This window comes from Bacillus sp. FSL K6-2944, assembly GCF_038005385.1.
GTDB classification, from domain to species: Bacteria; Bacillota; Bacilli; order Bacillales; family Bacillaceae_G; genus Bacillus_A; species Bacillus_A cereus.
Genome location: NZ_JBBOTE010000002.1, coordinates 310,204 through 328,698 on the forward strand (window position 1 = coordinate 310,204; position 18,495 = coordinate 328,698).

Consider the following 18,495-nt stretch of genomic DNA (forward strand, 5'->3'; position numbering starts at 1 on the left):
AGACATGCCAATTGAAAATAAAGAAATTCAATACACGGTAGGTATCGAAGATTTATATCTATGTATGATGAAAGGTAATGAATCGACAAATACCTTACCAACCTATGAGGATATAACTTATAAGCAAACAAACATTACAGATTTAACAATTTCGACGACATCTACAAACTTTACAAAATGGGCGTCTAATAAAAAAATCATAAATATTGTCAAAAATACTGCATTTGGATTAGCGTTTAATCTTGCTGGTTTAAACCGTGAAGTAAAGGATAAACTCTTTGCCAAAGTGCGTAAAAAAGGTGTCTCTTTTGAAACCGCAAAGCCGAAAGAATATCCGAAATTTGCAGTAGGTGCTGTATTTCCTCTGAATGATGGAACAAAGCTGGTTCGTTGGTATCCGAAATGTACAGTTGCTCCAGTAGAAGAATCTTGGAAAACACAAGGTGATGAAATGACTGTGGATGACATTGCTTATACGATTACAGCTGATCCGCTACTGTATAATGATGTTACGCAAGCTGAATTGGATACGGGTCATCCAGAAGCAAAAGGAATCAAAGTGGAAGATTTCTTAAAACAAGTGATCTGTGATGAATCTCAATTGACTCAATTGGGGAGTACACCTGAACCACCTAAAAAAACTGAAACGACAGGGAAATAAGGAGTGGTAATATGGCACGTTTAAGTGATCTAGTAAATGTAAATATAACTAGAAATAGCATTAAGATACAGGGTGTCTCAATCCCTGTTATTTTTACTTTTGAATCTTTTCCTTATGTGGAAGAAGCATTTGGAACACCTTATCATGAATTTGAAAAAGAAATGAATGATATGTTAAGAAAAGGTCAATTTAGCCTGGGAGAAAAGGAAGCGAAATTGATGCGTGCATTAATTTATGCGATGGTACGTAGTGGTGGTACGGAATGTACAGTAGATGAATTGAAAGGTGCGATTCCTATGAATGAATTACCTGATATTTTCATCGTTGTATACGAAATTTTCAGTGGTCAAACTTTCCAACATTCTGATATGGAGAAGTTGAAGCAAGAAAAAAAGTAAAAAACATACTGACGAAAAACGAGGAATCTCAGTCCGAATTGGACTGGGATTTTTATTTTTATGTCGGTAATACGTTGCTTGGTTTAAGCATGGATGACTTTTGGAAAATCACACCGGCACATTTTCTAAAACAATTCATTATGCATCTCAGATACAACAATCCAGATGCATTACATGAGCAGAAACCGAAACAAATTTACACGCTAGATCAAACACCATTCCTATAAGAAATGAGGTGAAAAGTAACTACTCAGCCACCTTTCGGTGTCTTTTTTAAATTTTACTAGTTTCATATGCCTCCCATTTGTAAATACTGAGTATATCAAACAGGGGAGGTGAATCTTATGGTCGATCGAAAAATTATTTTAGATACATATAAAAAAGGACCTGAAGCTGTTATTTCTTTATTTGAAGAAACATTTTCTAAGTTAGAAAAACGTATACAAGAACTAGAAAATGCTTCAAAAAAAAACTCCAAAAATAGTCATAAGCCACCTTCTACAGATGGTTTGGGTAAGCCCGTTACAAAAAGTTTGCGCAAACCGTCTCATCGTCAAACGGGTGGCCAGTTGGGCCACAAGGGACATACTCTTGGTTTGACAGCGACTCCAGATCATACGATTACACATTCTCCTACATATTGTACTTGTTGTCATACTTCCTTGAACCACGAGCCTGTAAAAGGGTATCGCATTCGCCAAGTGTATGACTTACCACCTATTCAGATCGAAGTGACAGAACATAAAGTAGAACAGAAAGAATGCCCACATTGCCATTCTATCCAAGAAGCCCAATTTCCTTCGACAGTATCTCGTCCTGTTCAATATGGTCCAAATATAAAAAGACTGATTCCCTATTTAACGCATTATCAATGCATTTCTTTGAAGCGAACAAAAGAATTCTTTCAGGATTGTTTTGGACATTCTATAAGCGAAGGAACCCTGGTAAATCATACACAGGCTTTCGCTTCTCAATTGCAGCCATTCATAAAAGAAGTAAAGGAAAAGATTCTGCAGTCTCCTGTTGTCCATTTTGATGAAACTGGTATGCGTGTAGAAAACAAAACACAATGGTTACATACTGCCAGTACACCGGAGGTGACATTGCAACATATTCATCAAAAACGTGGAAAAGAAGCAATGGATGCTGGAGAAATCTTGCCATCTTTTTCTGGAATTGCGATGCATGATGGTTGGAAATCGTATGATGCGTATACAGATTGTCGTCACGTTTTATGTAATGCCCATCTCTTACGAGATTTACAAGGAATTATAGATAGTACTGGAGAACAATGGGCACAACAGATGCAGAAATTTCTAACGCAAGCGTTGACGATGAAAAAGCAATCCGAAGGTACCATGCCAAAAGCGACGCAAAAGAATCTGTTTATTATGTATCAATCCATATTGAAAGAACAACAGATTCTTTCCACGAAACAAAAGAAGAAAGGAAAGCAGACGCCTTCTCAAAATTTATGGAATCGCTTCGTCAAGTATTCTGACAGAATTCTAGCGTTTTTAGAACATCCAGCCATTCCATTTGATAACAATCAAGCAGAACGGGATATTCGGATGACGAAAGTAAAACAGAAAGTGTCTGGGACTTTCCGAAGTAAGAAAGGCGCAGAATCTTTTTGTCAGATACGAAGCTTTATGAGTACCATGAAAAAACAAAAACAATCGGTCTTACAAGCGATAAACCAAGTCATAGAAACTAGAACGGTTCCTTGGAATAACACGACTTCATAAGAGAATTTCTCTATTTGGCATAGATTCTTTCTCTGATTGGAGTATTTTCTTTTCATGTTTTCGAATCGGAAACATGTATTTGGCCTGTTTTTTTATTTGAAGAAGCTGAGTAGTTACAAAGAAATGTTGTTCTTCATTTTAAAATGGATGGCCAAGTTCAGTATGCAAATACATTGAAACAAATCAATATGGTTATGAATAATGCAGCGAAAGAATATAAAAATCATATTGCAGCAATGGGCCAAGATGCGACAATGACTGATAAACTTCTTGCTGAAAAGAAGAAGCTTGCAATTCAAATGGAAGCAGCCAAGAAACGTACAGCTATGTTACGTGCTGAATATCAAGCGATGTCTAAGGACACAAGTACAACCGCCGAACAACTCAATAAGATGTACGGGAAGTTGCTTGATGCAGAACGTGCTGAGACTTCTCTTGATCATGCAATGAAACGAGTGAATGAAGGCTTTTCTGAGCAAGCAATTGAAGCCAGAGAAGTACGTGGAACTTTACTGGATTTACAAGAGAATTCTAAAAAGCTTGAAGCGGAACAAAAGAAATTAACTAGCTCTTTCAAACTTCAAAATGCTGAATTAGGTCAAAATGCTAGTGAAGCTGATAAGTTGGAATTAGCACAGAAACAACTACGCCAGCAAATGGAAATGACTGATAGGGTCGTCCACAACTTAGAACAACAATTAAGTGCAGCAAAGCGTGTGTATGGTGAGAATTCTATCGAAGTGCAGCAACTTGAGGCTAAATTAAACCAAGCAAAAACGACAGTAAAGCAATTTGAAAACTCATTACAGAGTGTTGGGCGAAGTGGTTCACAAGCAGCGGATGGTATGGCGGAAATCAATAAGAAACTTGATATGAACAATTTAATGGAAGCCGCTGAAGTCCTCCAAGGAATATCTGAAAAGTTAATTGAAATGGGAAAGTCGATTGTAAATACAGCAATAGAGTTTGATGGATCACAGAGGAAAATTCAAGCTTCATTAGGGTTGACTGGGAAAGGTGCCGAAAACCTTCAAAAGATTGCAGTCGATACATGGAAAAAAGGCTTTGGTGAAAATCTTGAAGAGGTAGACAATGCACTTATAAAAGTCTATCAAAACATGAGAGATGTTCCGTATGACGAGCTTCAAATGGCGTCGGAAGATGTTCTAACACTAGCTAAAGTTTATGATGTGGATTTAAACGAAGCAACACGTGGCGCAGGGCAATTAATGTCACAGTTTGGTCTATCGACACAAGAAACATTTGATTTACTTGCTGCCGGTGCTCAAGAAGGTTTAAATTATTCAGACGAGTTATTTGATAACCTCTCTGAATATGCGCCTTTATTTAAACAAGGTGGTTTTAGTGCGCAAGAAATGTTTACGATTTTAGCAAATGGAACAAAAAGTGGTTCGTATAATTTAGACTATATCAATGACCTGGTGAAGGAATTTGGTATCCGTGTACAAGATGGATCTAAAGGTGTATCAGAAGGATTCGGTGATTTATCTGAAGAGACACAAAAAGTATGGAAATCATTCAATGAAGGTAAGGGAACGGCAGCTGATGTATTCAATGCTGTATTAGGTGATCTTCAAAAGATGGATGACAAAGTAAAGGCAAACCAGATTGGTGTTGCTTTATTTGGCGTGAAATGGGAAGACATGGGCGCTGAAGCTGTACTTAGTCTAAATAATGTACATGGTGGTCTTGGTGATGTAACTGGACGTATGGATGAAATGAAGAAACTTCAGGAAGAATCTTTGGGACAGCAATTTCAAAAAGCATTAAGAGAAACGCAGGCTGCGTTAGAGCCGCTTGGGAAAAAACTTGCTGAATTAGCTAAAGATGTTTTACCTCCGATAGTAGAGGGGATAAAGTTTTTAGTTGATGGTTTTACTAAATTACCAGAACCGATTCAAAATTTCACTTTTATTTTTTTAGGGTTAACGACTGTAGTAGGTCTTTTAGCTCCTATTATTGCAGCTGTAGTTGTATCATGTATAGCGTTAGGTACGACGATTGGAACAGTTATGCTTGTTATTGCCGGAATAGCTGCTGTAATTACAGGGATTATAGCGGTGATTCAAAACTGGGGTGCCATAACTGACTGGCTTTCTGAAAAATGGTCACAATTTAAAGAGTGGTTTGGCGAATTGTGGGCAGGTATAGTTCAGGCATGTAGCGATGGATGGTCTGCCACATTTGAATATTTTTCGGAAGCGTGGTCTTCATTTATTGAGATGATGCATGCATTTTTTGATCCGATAGGTCAGTTTTTTAGCGATTTATGGAATGGAATTTCTGATACGGCATCGGAAATTTGGACAGGTATTACTGATTATTTTTCAGAATCGTGGTCTTCGTTCATTGAATTAGCAGATAGTATATTGTCTCCTTTAGGTGAATTTTTCAGTGGATTGTGGACGGGTATTGTTGAAACGGCAACTTCTATTTGGGATCAATTAAAGATAGCTTGGCAAGAAACATGGGATACAATACTCACAGTTTTAAATCCGATTATCTCAGCAGTTTCCACAGTTTTAGAAGCAGGTTGGCTACTCATTCAAGCAGGGGCACAAATTGCATGGGCGGCAATATCTCAATATATTATACAGCCGATTCAGGAGGCGTATGATTGGATAAGTGCGCAAATTGGTGAATTAGTCACATGGCTTAGTACGCAGTGGGAACTTATAAAGGCTGCTGCACAAGTTGCTTGGGGCTTATTTAAACAATATATTACTCAACCTGTTCAAGAAGCATGGGATTGGGTTAAAGAACAGATTGGTACGCTTGTTTCTTGGCTAAATTCACAATGGGAAACAGTTAAATCATATACTTCTGCAGCATGGAATTTAGTAAAACAATATGTCATTCAACCAGTTCAAGAATTGTGGAATGCAACGAAAGAAAAATTGAATGATTTAGCGAATTGGATACTAGGTAATTGGGCCAAAATCCAATCTTATACACTTACTGCATGGAATCTAGTTTATAAATATATTATTGATCCAGTGATTTCAGCTTATCATTCTGCAAAAGAGAAATTCAATGATATGTACAATACGGCACGGGGAAAATTTGATTCTGTAAAGAATGCAGCGCAAGAAAAATTTGATGCAGCAAAGAGATTTATCATTGATCCGATAAAAGATGCGGTAGATAAAGTAAAGGGATTCATTGATAAAATCAAAGGGTTTTTCAGTGATTTGAAATTAAAGATTCCGAAACCGGAAATGCCTAAACTGCCACACTTCAGTCTGCAGACTAGTACGAAAAATATTTTGGGTAAAGACATTACTTTCCCATCTGGGATCGATGTGCAATGGCGTGCAAAAGGAGGTATCTTTACTAGACCTACCATTTTCGGTATGAGTAATGGTCAGTTGCAAGGTGCAGGAGAAGTGGGGCGAGAAGCAGTTTTACCGTTGAATAAAAAGACATTAGGTGAGATTGGTGAAGGGATTGCAGCAACAATGTCTACTGAACCAACTATAATTAATATCTATAATCCTTCAGTGAGGGATAATCGTGATATCGACCACATGGTCGGAAAAATAGATGATGCACTTGCTCAAAAAGGGCGTCATTCAAAAATAGGAATCGGGAGGACGACTTAATTGTTGGATATAGGAATCGATAATGAATTAGCAAGTAGTTACGGATTAGGTTTAGTAGATCGTCCAGTGATTCCAACTGCAAAACAAAAGGTAGAACACATAGAAATACCAGGGCGACATGGTTCACTTACAAAGAAAGGGGCGTATGAAAATGTCCCTTTTAAGGTGAAATTTAATATGTTGGAAAGGGAAAATATTAAACCTTTCATAAGACGTGCTAAACCTTGGTTGTTACAAGGGAGAACACTCTTTTTCACAGATGACGAGGTGTATCGGAAGATTCAGCATGTTGAAATGGGAGACATCACAACTGAAATTGAGGAACATGGTGAATTTGAAGTGGATTTCACTTTAGATCCCTTTGAATATACAGAGGATGTAAATCTAAAGCTTACCAAACCTGGTGTAATTTATAATCCAGGTACAATGGAATCTGATCCTAAGTTTTGGATTGTGGGAAATGGTACTTTCCGTATAACAATCAATGATGTCTCTTTTCAAATAAAAGATGTGAATGGTTCTGTTGTCATAGACTCAGAAATACTTGAAGCATATACCGATACCATATCAATGAATCATAAAATGGTTGGACAGTTCCCTATATTCAATGTAGGAGAAAATACAATAGAGTGGTCAGGAGCAATTCAATTTATGGAAATCAGGCCTAGGTGGAGATATAAATGATTACTTTATATAAACAAAATGAGACTGATTTTACACACAATGGCATAGGGGCTTTAGATAAAAATATGTATAACGCAACTGTTGAGGAAGAACTCAATGGTTTATTTTTATTTTCATTTCGTTATCCATTGTTTGCACCACATGGTTTGGAAATAGAGGGAATGAGCATCATGAAAGTTCCAACTCCTGATGGCGAACAACTATTTCGAGTAGCAGCCCCTAAAGTCAGTATGGGTGAGATTACAGCGCAATGTTATCACATTTTTTATGACTTAACAGAAAATCTAATTGAAGACATTTTTGCTGAAACAACAAATGGTAATGGAGCTATGAATCGTATGTCAGCAGGATGCCAATACAAGCATCCTTTTCAGTTTTATTCAGATATACCAAAGGTAGCCAGTGCACGTATTGTCCGGAAAAATCCTGTAGAAGCATTATTGGATTCTAGTCAAGACAATTCATTTGTTAATCGTTGGGGCGGCGAATTAAAACGAGATAATTTTGATGTAAAGATGCTACAAAATCGTGGTATGGATCGTGGGGTAGTGATTCGTCATAAGAAAGATTTATTAGGGTATGAAGGTAATGTGGATTGGAAAAGTCCCATAACGAGAATCATGCCACAAGGTTTTGCTGGGTTATTTCTTCCTGAAAAGTACGTGGATAGCCCACTTATAAATAAGTATCCTCATCCGAAAATTAAAGTGGTTGAATGTAAACATATTAAAGCAGCTATTGGTGAAAATGCTGATGACGAAGATGCTGTTCCATTAGAAGAAGCGTATAGATTATTACGTCAAGCAGCTAAAGATATGTTTACGATTCAAAAAATTGACCAACCTAAAGCAACTTATAACGTTACGTTTCAGGAGTTATCACAAACGGAAGAGTATAAGGATTATAAGCATTTACAGAGTGTTTATATGGCAGATACGGTTACGGTTGAGCATCAAGAAGATGGTATGGATATAAAGGCGAAGGTAATTGCTTATAAGTATGACCCAATAAAAAAAGAGTATCTAGATATAACCATTGGTAACTTCAAAGAATCTTTTACGGATGTTTCTGGTAGGGTTGACCTGGTACAAGAAGAGTTATCAAATATGCCAAGTTCGATTTTGGATGCAGCAAAAGCAAATGCTACAAGCCTTATTAATTCAGGATTCGGAGGACATGTCCGTATGTATCCAGATCGTATTTTAATTATGGATACGAAAGATGAAAGGAGTGCGAAAAAGGTTTGGCAATGGAACTTGAATGGATTAGGGTATTCTTCCACAGGTGTGAATGGACCATATGGAACTGCTATTACAAGTGACGGAAGAATTGTTGCTGATTTTATTACTGCAGGTACGTTAAGTGGGAATCTGGTGCAAGGCGGAGAAATAACAGGTTCAACATTACGAACTTCAGATAGTGTCAACTATGTAAATATTTCAAAGCAATTTATACGTTTGTATGAGTCATCTAGAACAAGGGTGTTTGTAGGGTATTACAAAAACAGTAGAAATGAAATACAACCAACTCTTATTTTAGGCGGAGATTCAGATTCCACAGGGGCAAATGGTGCTATTATGGTGTACCAATTCTCAGATACGAGCGTTAAGTCTGGTGGAATCGGAATGACAAAAGGACTCGAGGGCAATGGATACTTGAATGCAGCTTCTTTATACTTTTCACAAACAGGGAATGCGATGCTCGACGCTGATAAAATGATTGTCCTAGATGCCCAAAGTGAGATGAGATTTAAGGTTAAAGATCAATTCCGCTTTTATCGTAATGACAATTGGATTGCAAGTATCGGGGTTGCATCTGGAGGGGATACAGATATCATGCTCCCAAATGCGATCATACGCAATTCGAGTTGGGACAATGGGTATATCCAAGTGAAAACCGCTCTTGGGACATATTATCAAGGAGTAATTGCTTCAGACTTCAAAGTTTCTTCAAAAGAAACATATAAAACCAATATCCGTCCTATTACATCCAGCTTACTTGAAAAGGTAATGGAATGGGAAATGAAACAGTACAATTTGAAAACAGATATTCCAAAACTGTATGAGATGCGTATGAATCGTAAAGAAGGAGAGCCGACAATTACTACAGAGGCAATCCCTACACATTATGGTTTAGTTATTCCAAAAGAATCAGAGGAAAATGGTGTGGGGTTATATGGGATGATTTCGCAGACTGTTAAAGCATTTCAGGAGTATGTAACCCAAACAGATGCTAGATTGGAAGAATTAGAGCCATTAAAACCTAAAGGGAACGTAAAGCATAGGAATAGAATAAAACGTCAGAGAAGACCGTCTAGACACGTAAACAGAAGTAGCTAGAAAGAGGTGTAGTCATGCGAAATGAGGAAATTATGATAGATTTAGCAGATCCTGTGTTTACCAAAACCATTCGTTCTCGGCAGAATGACAAGAATGGATTAAAGCTTACGGTGTACGTAAGAGAAAAAGGGGAGAAGGTGGATTTAACAGGATATGTGGTTAAATATGAAGCGACAAATCATACAGGAGTATTCATTCGAGATGATGCTCAAATAGTTGATTCAAAAAATGGTGTGTTTTCCTATACGTTTACATCTCAAGCTGTTTCCACATCGGATGAGTGGACGGCTTATTTTGTGATGGAAAAAAGTACAGAGCGAATGAGTACACCAGACATCCGAATCCAATTACGAAGAGATGTAACAGAAGGAAATATCCAAATAGCAAACTATATTTCTGAGTTTGATGGAGCGATAGAACGGGTAAAAGGATATCGAAAAGAGCTAGATGAGGCGAACAAAAAAATAGGCGAGTTAAAGCCCTATATTCAAAGTCAGTTTGAGGCAACGAATCAGAAAATCAAAGAGATTACGCCGTATATAGACGAGCAATATCTGAAGACGAATAAAAAGATTGAAGAGCTAGCTGCCAGTATTGCGGCGAATGGTGTGGTGAAAAAAAGCGGTGATACGATGACAGGAGACTTGACCGTTCCGACATTGTATGCAGGAGCCAAAACGAAACAAGTGATTGTCGGGAGTGGGACAAATGATGTGTACATTGGGCATTCTGTTACGAAGAAATATTTGCAATTCAAAGATGATGGTACGCTTTCCTATAGCGGGAAGAGAATAGGTTTAGTAGAGGATATGGCGGAGGCGACCAAAACGTTCCTGCAAGGGTTTACGAACTTTAAAAATGGCTTTCGTTCCAATGGTAGTGGCAATTCCCTTTTTTATGGGGTAGATCCGTTTGGATTTAAGCATATACGAGGGCTTGTGGAAGGGGGGAGTACAGAGGCAGGGGTGGTGATTGGCTCATTGCCTGATTTTATGAAACCTACCTATTGGGCAACCATTACAGCAGTGTACGATACGACGGGTGGTGCAGCCTATTCTCCATGCGCAGTGAATATTACTTGGAACGGTGATATCATTTGTCAAACGAAAAGAAGTGCTTCCAGTTTTATTATTATCAATGGGATGTACCTGTAGGAAGAGCATGTGAAATCATAAAAATAAAAAACGGCTTTGTGAACAAGAGGGACAAGTGTCTCTCTTTTTTGGGAAAGGAGTTGAAAAACATGAGCATTGAAATTGGCGTACTGATTGGAGCATTATCACTCGCCATCAGCTATTTTGGCTACGCCCTGAATAAATCTAAATCCATCAAGGCAGATGGACAACAGAGTGCGGAAGTAAAAGCAGAACTGGGATATATCCGGAAAGGTGTGGATGATATCCGGATTGATCTGAAAGCAAGTGAAAAACAAATGGTAGCACTAGGAGAACGAGTCACGAGGGTAGAGGAAAGTACCAAACAAGCGCATAAACGCTTAGATACAATCGAAAAGGAGACGAATTAGACATGACAAAAGAAAACATTCAAAAACGATTACAAAATTGGAAAACATGGGTGGCACTTGCCTCCCTTCTGGGATTTATTTGTGCAAAGGCTGGGTTACTGGAGACAAAAAGTTTTATCGATGAAGTGTTACCGTATCTTTTCACACTTGGTGTCGCTTTAGGGATCTGGAGTGACCACGAAGGAACAGTACAAACAGACAAATAAAAAACAAAGAGAACGCATCGCCAATCGGTGGTGCGTTTTTCTATGGGAGGAGAAACAAAATGAAACGATTACTAGGGGTAACTGCAACATTATGTATGGTATTTTCACTTTCTACAAGTGTTTTTGCGGACAGAGTACTGCTGATACCTGATTTACCAAAACAACCCTATCGAAACGGTGTAGGTGCTTATGAAGGAGTGGTTGCCCACAGTACCGCAACACTAGAAGCACCGGCCATTAATATTCAAAAATATGAGACACGTACCTGGAGAAATGCATTCGTTCATTACGCAGTGGACTGGAATGAAACGATTCAGATTGCGGATACAAAATACATTGCGTACGGTGCAGGGCCAGGAGCCAATAAACGATTTGTCCATGTGGAATTGTGCGAGACGGCAGATTACGCCAAGTTTAAACGGAGTTATGAGAAATACGTAAAGCTGTTAGCGAAAATCTTAAAAGATAACAATCTGTCAGTTGAAAAAGGATTGTGGACACATAACGACGTGAGAAAGTATCTTGGCGGTACAGATCATGAAGACCCGATTGATTATTTACGTAGCTATGGTGTGTCAGAAACTCAATTTAGAAGTGATGTGCAACGGGCATATAACAATTCTAGTGTTGAAGTTTCTGTTCCGTCTAAACCAGAGGAAGCACCAATAGCAGTAACAGATGGGATTGCTTATATTGAAGGCTACAATGTGAATTTACGTAAAGGACCAGGTACAAGTTATTCTAAGATTCGTCAGCTGAATAAGCCTGAAGCGTATCAAGTGTGGGGAGAGCAAGATGGATGGCTCAACCTTGGTGGTGACCAATGGGTGAAATATAATCCAGCGTACATCAGGTTTGAAAAGCAAGAATCAGTAAATCCAGTTGTAGGGAAACGTGTGGTTTCAAAAGTTGATAACCTCAGGTTCTATCATTCACCTTCATGGCAGGATAGCGCTGTAGCGGGTACATTGGACGCAGGGGAAGGATTTACAATCGATGAAAAGGTAAGTGTGGATGGCTTCACGCAATTTAAAGTGCACAATTCGAAAGGGCGCACATACTATGTGACATCAAACAAAGCCTATGTGTATGTGAAATAGGGAAGAAAGAAAAAGGAGGTTTTCGCCTCCTTTTTTTTAAAATGAAACATTTCTTCAGGTATATCCTCTTTTATAATCCACTCTAACATATCAAGTAATAGCATGATGGTTACACCAAAAATAACTCCGAAACCTAATCCTAATAGTAGTGAAGTTTTCAAGTAATAGCCGATGAATAACCAAATGCCAGCTAACAGTAGTAATAAAAGTGCAATGGATAGTTTGAAAATCAATTCGTTCTCCCCCAATACAGGATATCTTATATTTAATTATAATGATTGAAGAAGATGAAGTGAATTAAAAAATGAGTAACAAGGAATCGGAAGAGATTACGAAATTTGGGGTGGGAAACAAATGTGGTACATATAAAAATGTCGAATAGTAGCTAGGTATAGGGGAGAATGTCATACAAATAGAAAGAGTTGGTGCATTATAGGTAGGGTTAACATAGAAATATGTTGTAAAATAAAAAGGTTCTTCTATCTGAAGAACCCAGTTTGTAGAACAGTATAAGATATATTATCCCCGTAGTTGTGTTCTATATTATTTTTATGTTAGGCCAAGGAAGAATATGATAATGAAAAACAGAATACATTTGACCAAGGTGTACTCTGATTCAGTGGTTTCTCTTGAACCACTTTATATATATGCAGAAAATTATGTTGTATAATTCAAAAAATAGAAAAGGCAATCCAGGGTGGTGAGTCTGGATTGCCTTTTCGTATAGAAAGAATCGTGTATAACATAACAGGAGCAGTTTAATATATGTAAAGATTTTTAAAAATATGTTTAAAATATAAGAGGGCGCCTTCCCCAGTTGAAGGCGCCTCTCACGTGGTGATTCTCTCGATGACATTTACAGTATATCCAACATTATTGAAAAGTAGAACTTTTTATTGACGCATAATTCTATATGATCTATATTTTATATAGGTTCTCTAATCTATTGCACAATGAAGAATCCGTCTCCTATTGGAGGCGGATTCTTTGTGTATTGTCAGAAATAAATAGCACCTTCGGAGTGAGGTGAAGGTGCTATTTGGGGTGAAGAAAATCGTTGATGTTTTCCTCGTGTAGTATAAGTATATGTAACAATGCATGAAAATATGCAAAAAGCATGCTAGGGTGGTGAACCAGAATGCTTTTTGGTATGTCATAGTGACGTTGTCCAAGGAGTTAGTACATGATATGCAGATGAGCGCAGGAATATGATAAAATGTTTTCGTTTCAATAAAAAAGAGCAATCTCAGGTTGGGAGAGAATGCTCAATCGCTTATTAAAACACTTTACGGAAGTCAGCACTATAGGTATATGAGTAATGAATCTGAAATAGAACAAAAAAACACCTTCTTCAGTTGAAGGTGTTATAAATGGAGGTAACGCTTTGAATCATAAATAGTATATCCACTAACGTGTTAAATTAGAACTCGTTATTGGCGGGTATATTTAAATATAGTATATTTTAACTATTCCATTTTATAATTGAATGGTTAACCTGCAAAGAGCCGTTTCCTTTTGGGAGGCGGATTTTTTGTGTTTACATATCCCAAAAATGTGTGATTTTCTTATTAGTCTCATGTATTCTTACGACTTTCATTATTTTTTGCATGGTGTTTGGCGATGGAATGTAATCTTTGTCATTGCACAATTGTCCGAGTGTATTTCGGTTTACCTTACTTATTTTTGAAAATTCTTGTATCGAGTAATCGTATTTAGCTAAAAATTTAGCAAGTTTTGTTTTGTGTCTGCCAATGCCTCTTCCCCACATATTTCATTCCCCCGATGTTCTTTTTATATCATCTTGTCCAAAATGCAAAAAGCTATACGCAGTTGCAAAAATAAATGTGCATATTGTCCAAGCCCTCCCCAATATGATGTACCAAGGTAAGAGAAGTTCCAGTTACCAAAGTAGCTATCAAGGTAGGAACAGGTGAATGTACCAAGGTAGGTATCATGGTACGTTTTGGATTTCTACCATGGTAGCTACCATGGTTCCTATCAAGGTAACGCTACCATGGTAATGGGTGCGTAAAGCGTTAGTTCACTTGCATTTTATATTCTGTTTATAAAGGGGCGAAAGAAATGAACAGCAAGATGGCATCATACGAAGAAACTTGTGAATATTGTAAATGTTTGTTATCCGAATGGTTGTTTTGGAGATGGAATGGAAAGAAGTATTGTTCAGAATCTTGTGCGGAATACGATAAAAAATAAATGAGGGAGCTGAGCGTATGTGGGAGACAAAACAAATTATTCCCTTTCGGGATTTCATGAGTGGGTCGTACAAAAAGAAAGAGAGACAAATACAAAAATATCATGCAGGGAGTCCGTTGGCTTTTCTTCATATGTCCGATTCCATGATACATACGTATTTTGCGTTAGGAATAATGGGAACAGTTTTAATCGGGGCAGTATTGCTAGAAAGGTATTTGATTCAAAATGATTATATTTCCGCAGCGAAATTTGTATCTGAAGGACTACATCATGGAATACGAATGGGTGGAATTGGCTTTGTTGCGTATGTTTTCATTCGCATTGTAATCATGTTCTAAGGAGAGATGATATGGAAATCATAAAAGAATGGCTTCATAGGAAGGCTTTAAAGCATCAACTCATTGATGTATTTAATAAGGCAGGATTATATAGGGAACATCAAACACGTGGAGGGAAAGTACCGATTTACCCTAAAATTCATGCTGTTTCTTCTTCAAAAGAAAGCGTGAAATATGTATTTACTATCCCAAACGGATTAGATCCAAAGACAATTGAAAAGAAATGGTTTTGTTTTCAGCAAATATTAGGGCAGAATGTAGTAATTGAGGGAGATATTAAAAGGTTTGTACTCCATATATTTCATTCGGATGGTGGTTTAAAACCATATAACTACAGTTACAAGCAATGGCAGCCGTTAGTAAAAGAATACCGTCTTCCTATCGTAGTAGGACGTGACCAGTTCGGAAAAATGATTATTTACGATATGGTGGATGCAAACACACCGCATCTTCTCATTGCAGGAGAAACAGGTAGCGGAAAAAGTAGTATGGTGCGAGTTATCTTGTCTACACTGATTCAAGGTATATCGCCTGATACATTACATTTGTATCTTGGTGATTTGAAGAATTCCGAGTTTCATTTTTTACGACGAATCAAACATGTAAAAGAAGTATGCATGGAAGAACACGAAATGAAGAGCATGCTTCAAAAAGTATGGAATGAAATCAGAGAACGTAGAAAGCTCGTGGAAGAATATGAAGTGGATCACATTGATGAGTATAACAAATTAAATACTGATAAACAGAAACCCTATATTCTCCTAGCAATTGATGAAGTAGCGATGCTACAAGATGAAAAAGAATGTATGACGATTATAGAAAAAATATCGGCAGTTGGTCGGGCATTAGGCGTCTATCTGATGCTATCGATGCAACGTCCAGATGCAAAAGTGTTAGATGGTAAATTGAAACTAAACATGACAGTAAGAATGGGCTTTAAATGTGCTGATGCGATTAATAGTAATATCATGGGTACACCAGGCGCAGAACACATTGAACAGTCAGGACAAATGATTCTAAAATTAAATGGACTCAAGAAAGTGCAAGCACCATATTTAGCATTAAACAAAGCGAAACAAATGATAGAACCGTATCGTGTACCAAAGGATAAATACATGATTTCAAATCAGCAACAAGAAAAAATTCCTGTGTTTGGAGTGTTGAACCATGAAGAGTAGAGATCAAGCCATTCTGAAAGATTTACGCCGTTTTCGATGCATGTCTCGTGATGATATTATTGATTTGCATTTTCAAGGACTCAAGAAAGCTGTTACGTGTTGTAATACAGTCATGAAACGATTAAGACGAGATGGGAGTGTGGATGTAAATGTGTCACAGCAACCATATATCTATTTTCCACAACCGAGTACGATTCGGAAAATGAGTCAAAAGATTCCGCATTTCCTCGGCATCGTGAACGTATATAAGCAACTTCTTCAGTACGAAAAGCCGAAAGTATTCAAAGTTGAGCCAAAATACGGTAAAGCATACATGGAACCTGATATTTTTACCATATGGCGACAAGCTCCTTTTTTCATAGAGGTACAGAATTCGGTCTACAGCAAGAAAGTTATGCAAGAAAAAGTAGATCGTTACGAATCCTACTTTCATAGTTTGGAATGGCAGCAAGAACCATGGCAACCCAAGAAATCCAAATACTTCCCTTCTCTCCTGGTAATTACAGATAGCCAGTATGACATCTACTCTCCCAATTTTCGCATATTTCAAACAAAATCGATGCATGATTTCATGAATCAAATGGCGATTCGGAATTAAAATGATTCGCCAATCATCTTTAGAAATAACGTATTCTGAGCCAAAATATCTTTCTTACGATTTGCAAGATTATGTATATCCCTAAAGCTATCGATATAGTCATAGACCATATGTTTAAACGTGCGTGTAAAATAGCCAATCGGATTTCTCATCAATGTACCGTTATGTTCGTATTCATGCGTTTTAGAGAACAGGACAGAAGAAGCATTCGCAAGAATGTTGTGGAAGATATCTGTATCCGCTAGTAAACTACATTTCTTTGCAGCTTTTTTTGCAATGTTCCTAGCATTTTTGAAAGACTCGTTAATCATTTTAGAATCAAAAGCATGTCCTAATTTCCCACGCATAGATTGTGGTACACGGTAATCGATGAAATCTGAATCCTGTTGAATAGGTTGTGAAACGTCCTCTTTACGTTTATTTATCTTTTTACTCTTTTGTTTTAAGGTTTTAGTAGTTGTTTTTGGGGTGTGACAAATTTCAGCATTTTTAGCTGGTTCAGGTGTGACAATTTGGTCTTCTGCAATGATTGATTGAATGATAATCACGTTACATGTCTGTCTCTTGTCGCTTTTACGTTTCATTTCGAGTTGTTTAATAATACCAAGGGATTCTAAGTATTGGCATACACGAATAACTGTTCTACGGCTAATATGAAGTGCGTCCGCAATGTTATTTTTGGTTTTAAAAGAAACACCAAGGTATTTAGCGGAATAGTGGTGTAAATGATCGAGTACCGCCATTTGGTTTTTATTTAATTTATATTGTTTCTTATACGCTCGCACAGTGTCATTTAATTCCTTGAGAGTTTGAAAGGATGCTAAGTTTTCATATGTTTCTACACTTGCAATAATAGTAATCACTGGTTTCTTTTTCATAACGGTTTGTCTCCTTTTTTAGAAACAAAAAAGCAACAGTATGCCACAAAATGTAAGCAAACTGTTGCGAGGAGACCCTTATGTACGATAAAATAAGGTACATGAAGAGTTACAGCAAGTGTTTGCCTAGTTATGGTAGGCGGACGGTTAATAAAGTGTGTCACCACTTTATTAACACGCTGTGCTCTTTTATTTTTTGTTAGTTTTATTTTGAATTTTTGAGGTAACAAATTGGTCACAAATAACTAGAAAAGTGTTGCCATTTATAAAATCAGGTAAAGCACAAAACAGCGTAATATAGCTGTTTGTTGCGCTTTTAGGTAATTTAAGTTTTATAGATAGTAGAAGAGTATATTCCATCGCATCTTATGAATGCGGAAGTGACGGCGGATATTATGACACTAGAATTTCCTTATGAGATAAAAGAGAAATTAGAGAAAATCGGAAATAAAATGAGCAATAGTATTACAAATAATTTAGATTGGTATTTGAAGTATGCCGAAGAAGAAATTATACCGAAAAAAACGTTTCCTTATCATCAAAACTTAGGTATTACAAAAGAAGAATATGATTTTATGATAGATAAAATGGATAATGCAGAATATATAAATACCAAAGACGGAAAACTCTTTTTTAAAAAGAAAGATCATGAAATTCAAATTCTCTCTGATGAAAATTTGAAGCTAATTAAAAATATTCGAATTGATACAGAGAAGAATACAATTAAAACTCCTTTGGGAGAATGCGAATATGAAGGTGAAATAAAGGCGTCGGATGAACAAAAAGCTACTGGTCCATGGAGTGGGAAGATGTGGACTTTAAAAAGCGATGGATTACTTTATCATTTTTCATTAGGAAAGTTAAAAAACATAAACAAATCTATCATTTACATTTCAATAAAAGGTATATATAAAGATAGGATTATCAATACAGAAGAAGCAGTTGAATTTCACTCGGTTTCATAAAGAATCAAAAAAATCACCTTACTTGTTAAAGTAAGGTGAT

The 18,495-nt window shown here is 37.1% G+C and carries 18 protein-coding genes; 15 read left to right on the plus strand and 3 right to left on the minus strand.

Features of this window, described 5'->3' with window-relative positions; translation table 11 throughout:
- Positions 1-4: 4 nt before the first annotated feature.
- The 11 genes from MHH55_RS22620 to MHH55_RS22670 all read left to right on the plus strand — a co-directional run bounded on the left by MHH55_RS22620 (position 5) and on the right by MHH55_RS22670 (position 12,284).
- A complete protein-coding gene (locus MHH55_RS22620; protein WP_069354822.1) occupies positions 5-661 on the plus strand; it encodes a phage tail protein in 657 nt (218 codons plus the stop codon).
- 11 nt (positions 662-672) lie between these two features.
- The gene (locus MHH55_RS22625; protein WP_069354823.1) at positions 673-1,059 is read left to right on the plus strand and encodes a hypothetical protein; all 387 of its coding nucleotides are present in this window, start codon (positions 673-675) and stop codon (positions 1,057-1,059) included.
- A gap of 38 nt (positions 1,060-1,097) precedes the next feature.
- Entirely contained in the window at positions 1,098-1,286 is a 189-nt protein-coding gene (locus MHH55_RS22630) for a hypothetical protein (RefSeq protein WP_006927278.1), read from the plus strand.
- A 117-nt stretch (positions 1,287-1,403) separates the two neighbouring features.
- Complete coding sequence (gene tnpC / locus MHH55_RS22635) at positions 1,404-2,807, plus strand: IS66 family transposase (protein ID WP_100910632.1); 1,404 nt, start codon at positions 1,404-1,406, stop codon at positions 2,805-2,807.
- 143 nt (positions 2,808-2,950) lie between these two features.
- Positions 2,951-6,430, plus strand: coding sequence for a phage tail tape measure protein (locus tag MHH55_RS22640; RefSeq protein ID WP_340881394.1), 3,480 nt, complete (start codon positions 2,951-2,953; stop codon positions 6,428-6,430).
- On the plus strand, positions 6,431-7,114 hold the full coding sequence (locus tag MHH55_RS22645; RefSeq protein WP_069354824.1) for a phage tail domain-containing protein: 684 nt from the start codon (positions 6,431-6,433) through the stop codon (positions 7,112-7,114). It abuts the gene before it with no gap.
- A complete protein-coding gene (locus tag MHH55_RS22650; RefSeq protein ID WP_139362472.1) occupies positions 7,111-9,453 on the plus strand; it encodes a phage tail spike protein in 2,343 nt (780 codons plus the stop codon). Before MHH55_RS22645 ends, MHH55_RS22650 begins: the two co-directional genes overlap by 4 nt.
- Before the next feature lie 14 nt (positions 9,454-9,467).
- Positions 9,468-10,607 (plus strand): BppU family phage baseplate upper protein, encoded by a 1,140-nt coding sequence (locus MHH55_RS22655; RefSeq protein ID WP_254849751.1) that lies wholly within the window; start codon positions 9,468-9,470, stop codon positions 10,605-10,607.
- 89 nt (positions 10,608-10,696) lie between these two features.
- Positions 10,697-10,978: a hypothetical protein gene (locus MHH55_RS22660; RefSeq protein ID WP_069354826.1), complete on the plus strand. Its 282-nt coding sequence runs from the start codon at positions 10,697-10,699 to the stop codon at positions 10,976-10,978.
- Between the two features lie 2 nt (positions 10,979-10,980).
- Positions 10,981-11,184: a hypothetical protein gene (locus MHH55_RS22665; protein WP_069354827.1), complete on the plus strand. Its 204-nt coding sequence runs from the start codon at positions 10,981-10,983 to the stop codon at positions 11,182-11,184.
- A gap of 59 nt (positions 11,185-11,243) precedes the next feature.
- Complete coding sequence (locus MHH55_RS22670; RefSeq protein WP_069354828.1) at positions 11,244-12,284, plus strand: N-acetylmuramoyl-L-alanine amidase; 1,041 nt, start codon at positions 11,244-11,246, stop codon at positions 12,282-12,284.
- Here the strand turns inward: MHH55_RS22670 and MHH55_RS22675 are convergent.
- Positions 12,266-12,517 carry a hypothetical protein gene (locus MHH55_RS22675; protein WP_069354829.1) on the minus strand — a complete coding sequence of 84 codons (252 nt, stop codon included), beginning with the start codon at positions 12,515-12,517 and terminating at the stop codon, positions 12,266-12,268. The genes MHH55_RS22670 and MHH55_RS22675 overlap by 19 nt on opposite strands.
- 1,304 nt (positions 12,518-13,821) lie before the next feature.
- Positions 13,822-14,052, minus strand: a complete 231-nt coding sequence (locus MHH55_RS22680; RefSeq protein WP_069354830.1) for a helix-turn-helix domain-containing protein — start codon at positions 14,050-14,052, stop codon at positions 13,822-13,824.
- Between the two features lie 463 nt (positions 14,053-14,515).
- On the opposite strand from MHH55_RS22680, the gene MHH55_RS22685 reads away from it, so the two are divergent.
- Genes MHH55_RS22685 through MHH55_RS22695 form a run of 3 tightly spaced genes read left to right on the plus strand, consistent with a single transcriptional unit; the run spans position 14,516 to position 16,612 of the window.
- The gene (locus tag MHH55_RS22685) at positions 14,516-14,836 is read left to right on the plus strand and encodes a hypothetical protein (RefSeq protein ID WP_069354831.1); all 321 of its coding nucleotides are present in this window, start codon (positions 14,516-14,518) and stop codon (positions 14,834-14,836) included.
- Between the two features lie 11 nt (positions 14,837-14,847).
- Complete coding sequence (locus MHH55_RS22690; RefSeq protein WP_078187020.1) at positions 14,848-16,014, plus strand: FtsK/SpoIIIE domain-containing protein; 1,167 nt, start codon at positions 14,848-14,850, stop codon at positions 16,012-16,014.
- Positions 16,004-16,612: a replication-relaxation family protein gene (locus MHH55_RS22695; RefSeq protein ID WP_078187019.1), complete on the plus strand. Its 609-nt coding sequence runs from the start codon at positions 16,004-16,006 to the stop codon at positions 16,610-16,612. Before MHH55_RS22690 ends, MHH55_RS22695 begins: the two co-directional genes overlap by 11 nt.
- Here MHH55_RS22695 and MHH55_RS22700 read toward each other — a convergent pair.
- The gene (locus MHH55_RS22700) at positions 16,609-17,490 is read right to left on the minus strand and encodes a cytosolic protein (RefSeq protein WP_069354834.1); all 882 of its coding nucleotides are present in this window, start codon (positions 17,488-17,490) and stop codon (positions 16,609-16,611) included. The genes MHH55_RS22695 and MHH55_RS22700 overlap by 4 nt on opposite strands.
- Before the next feature lie 368 nt (positions 17,491-17,858).
- Between MHH55_RS22700 and MHH55_RS22705 the strand changes: the two genes are divergently transcribed.
- Positions 17,859-18,455, plus strand: a complete 597-nt coding sequence (locus MHH55_RS22705; protein WP_078187018.1) for a hypothetical protein — start codon at positions 17,859-17,861, stop codon at positions 18,453-18,455.
- The last annotated feature ends 40 nt before the right edge of the window (positions 18,456-18,495 follow it).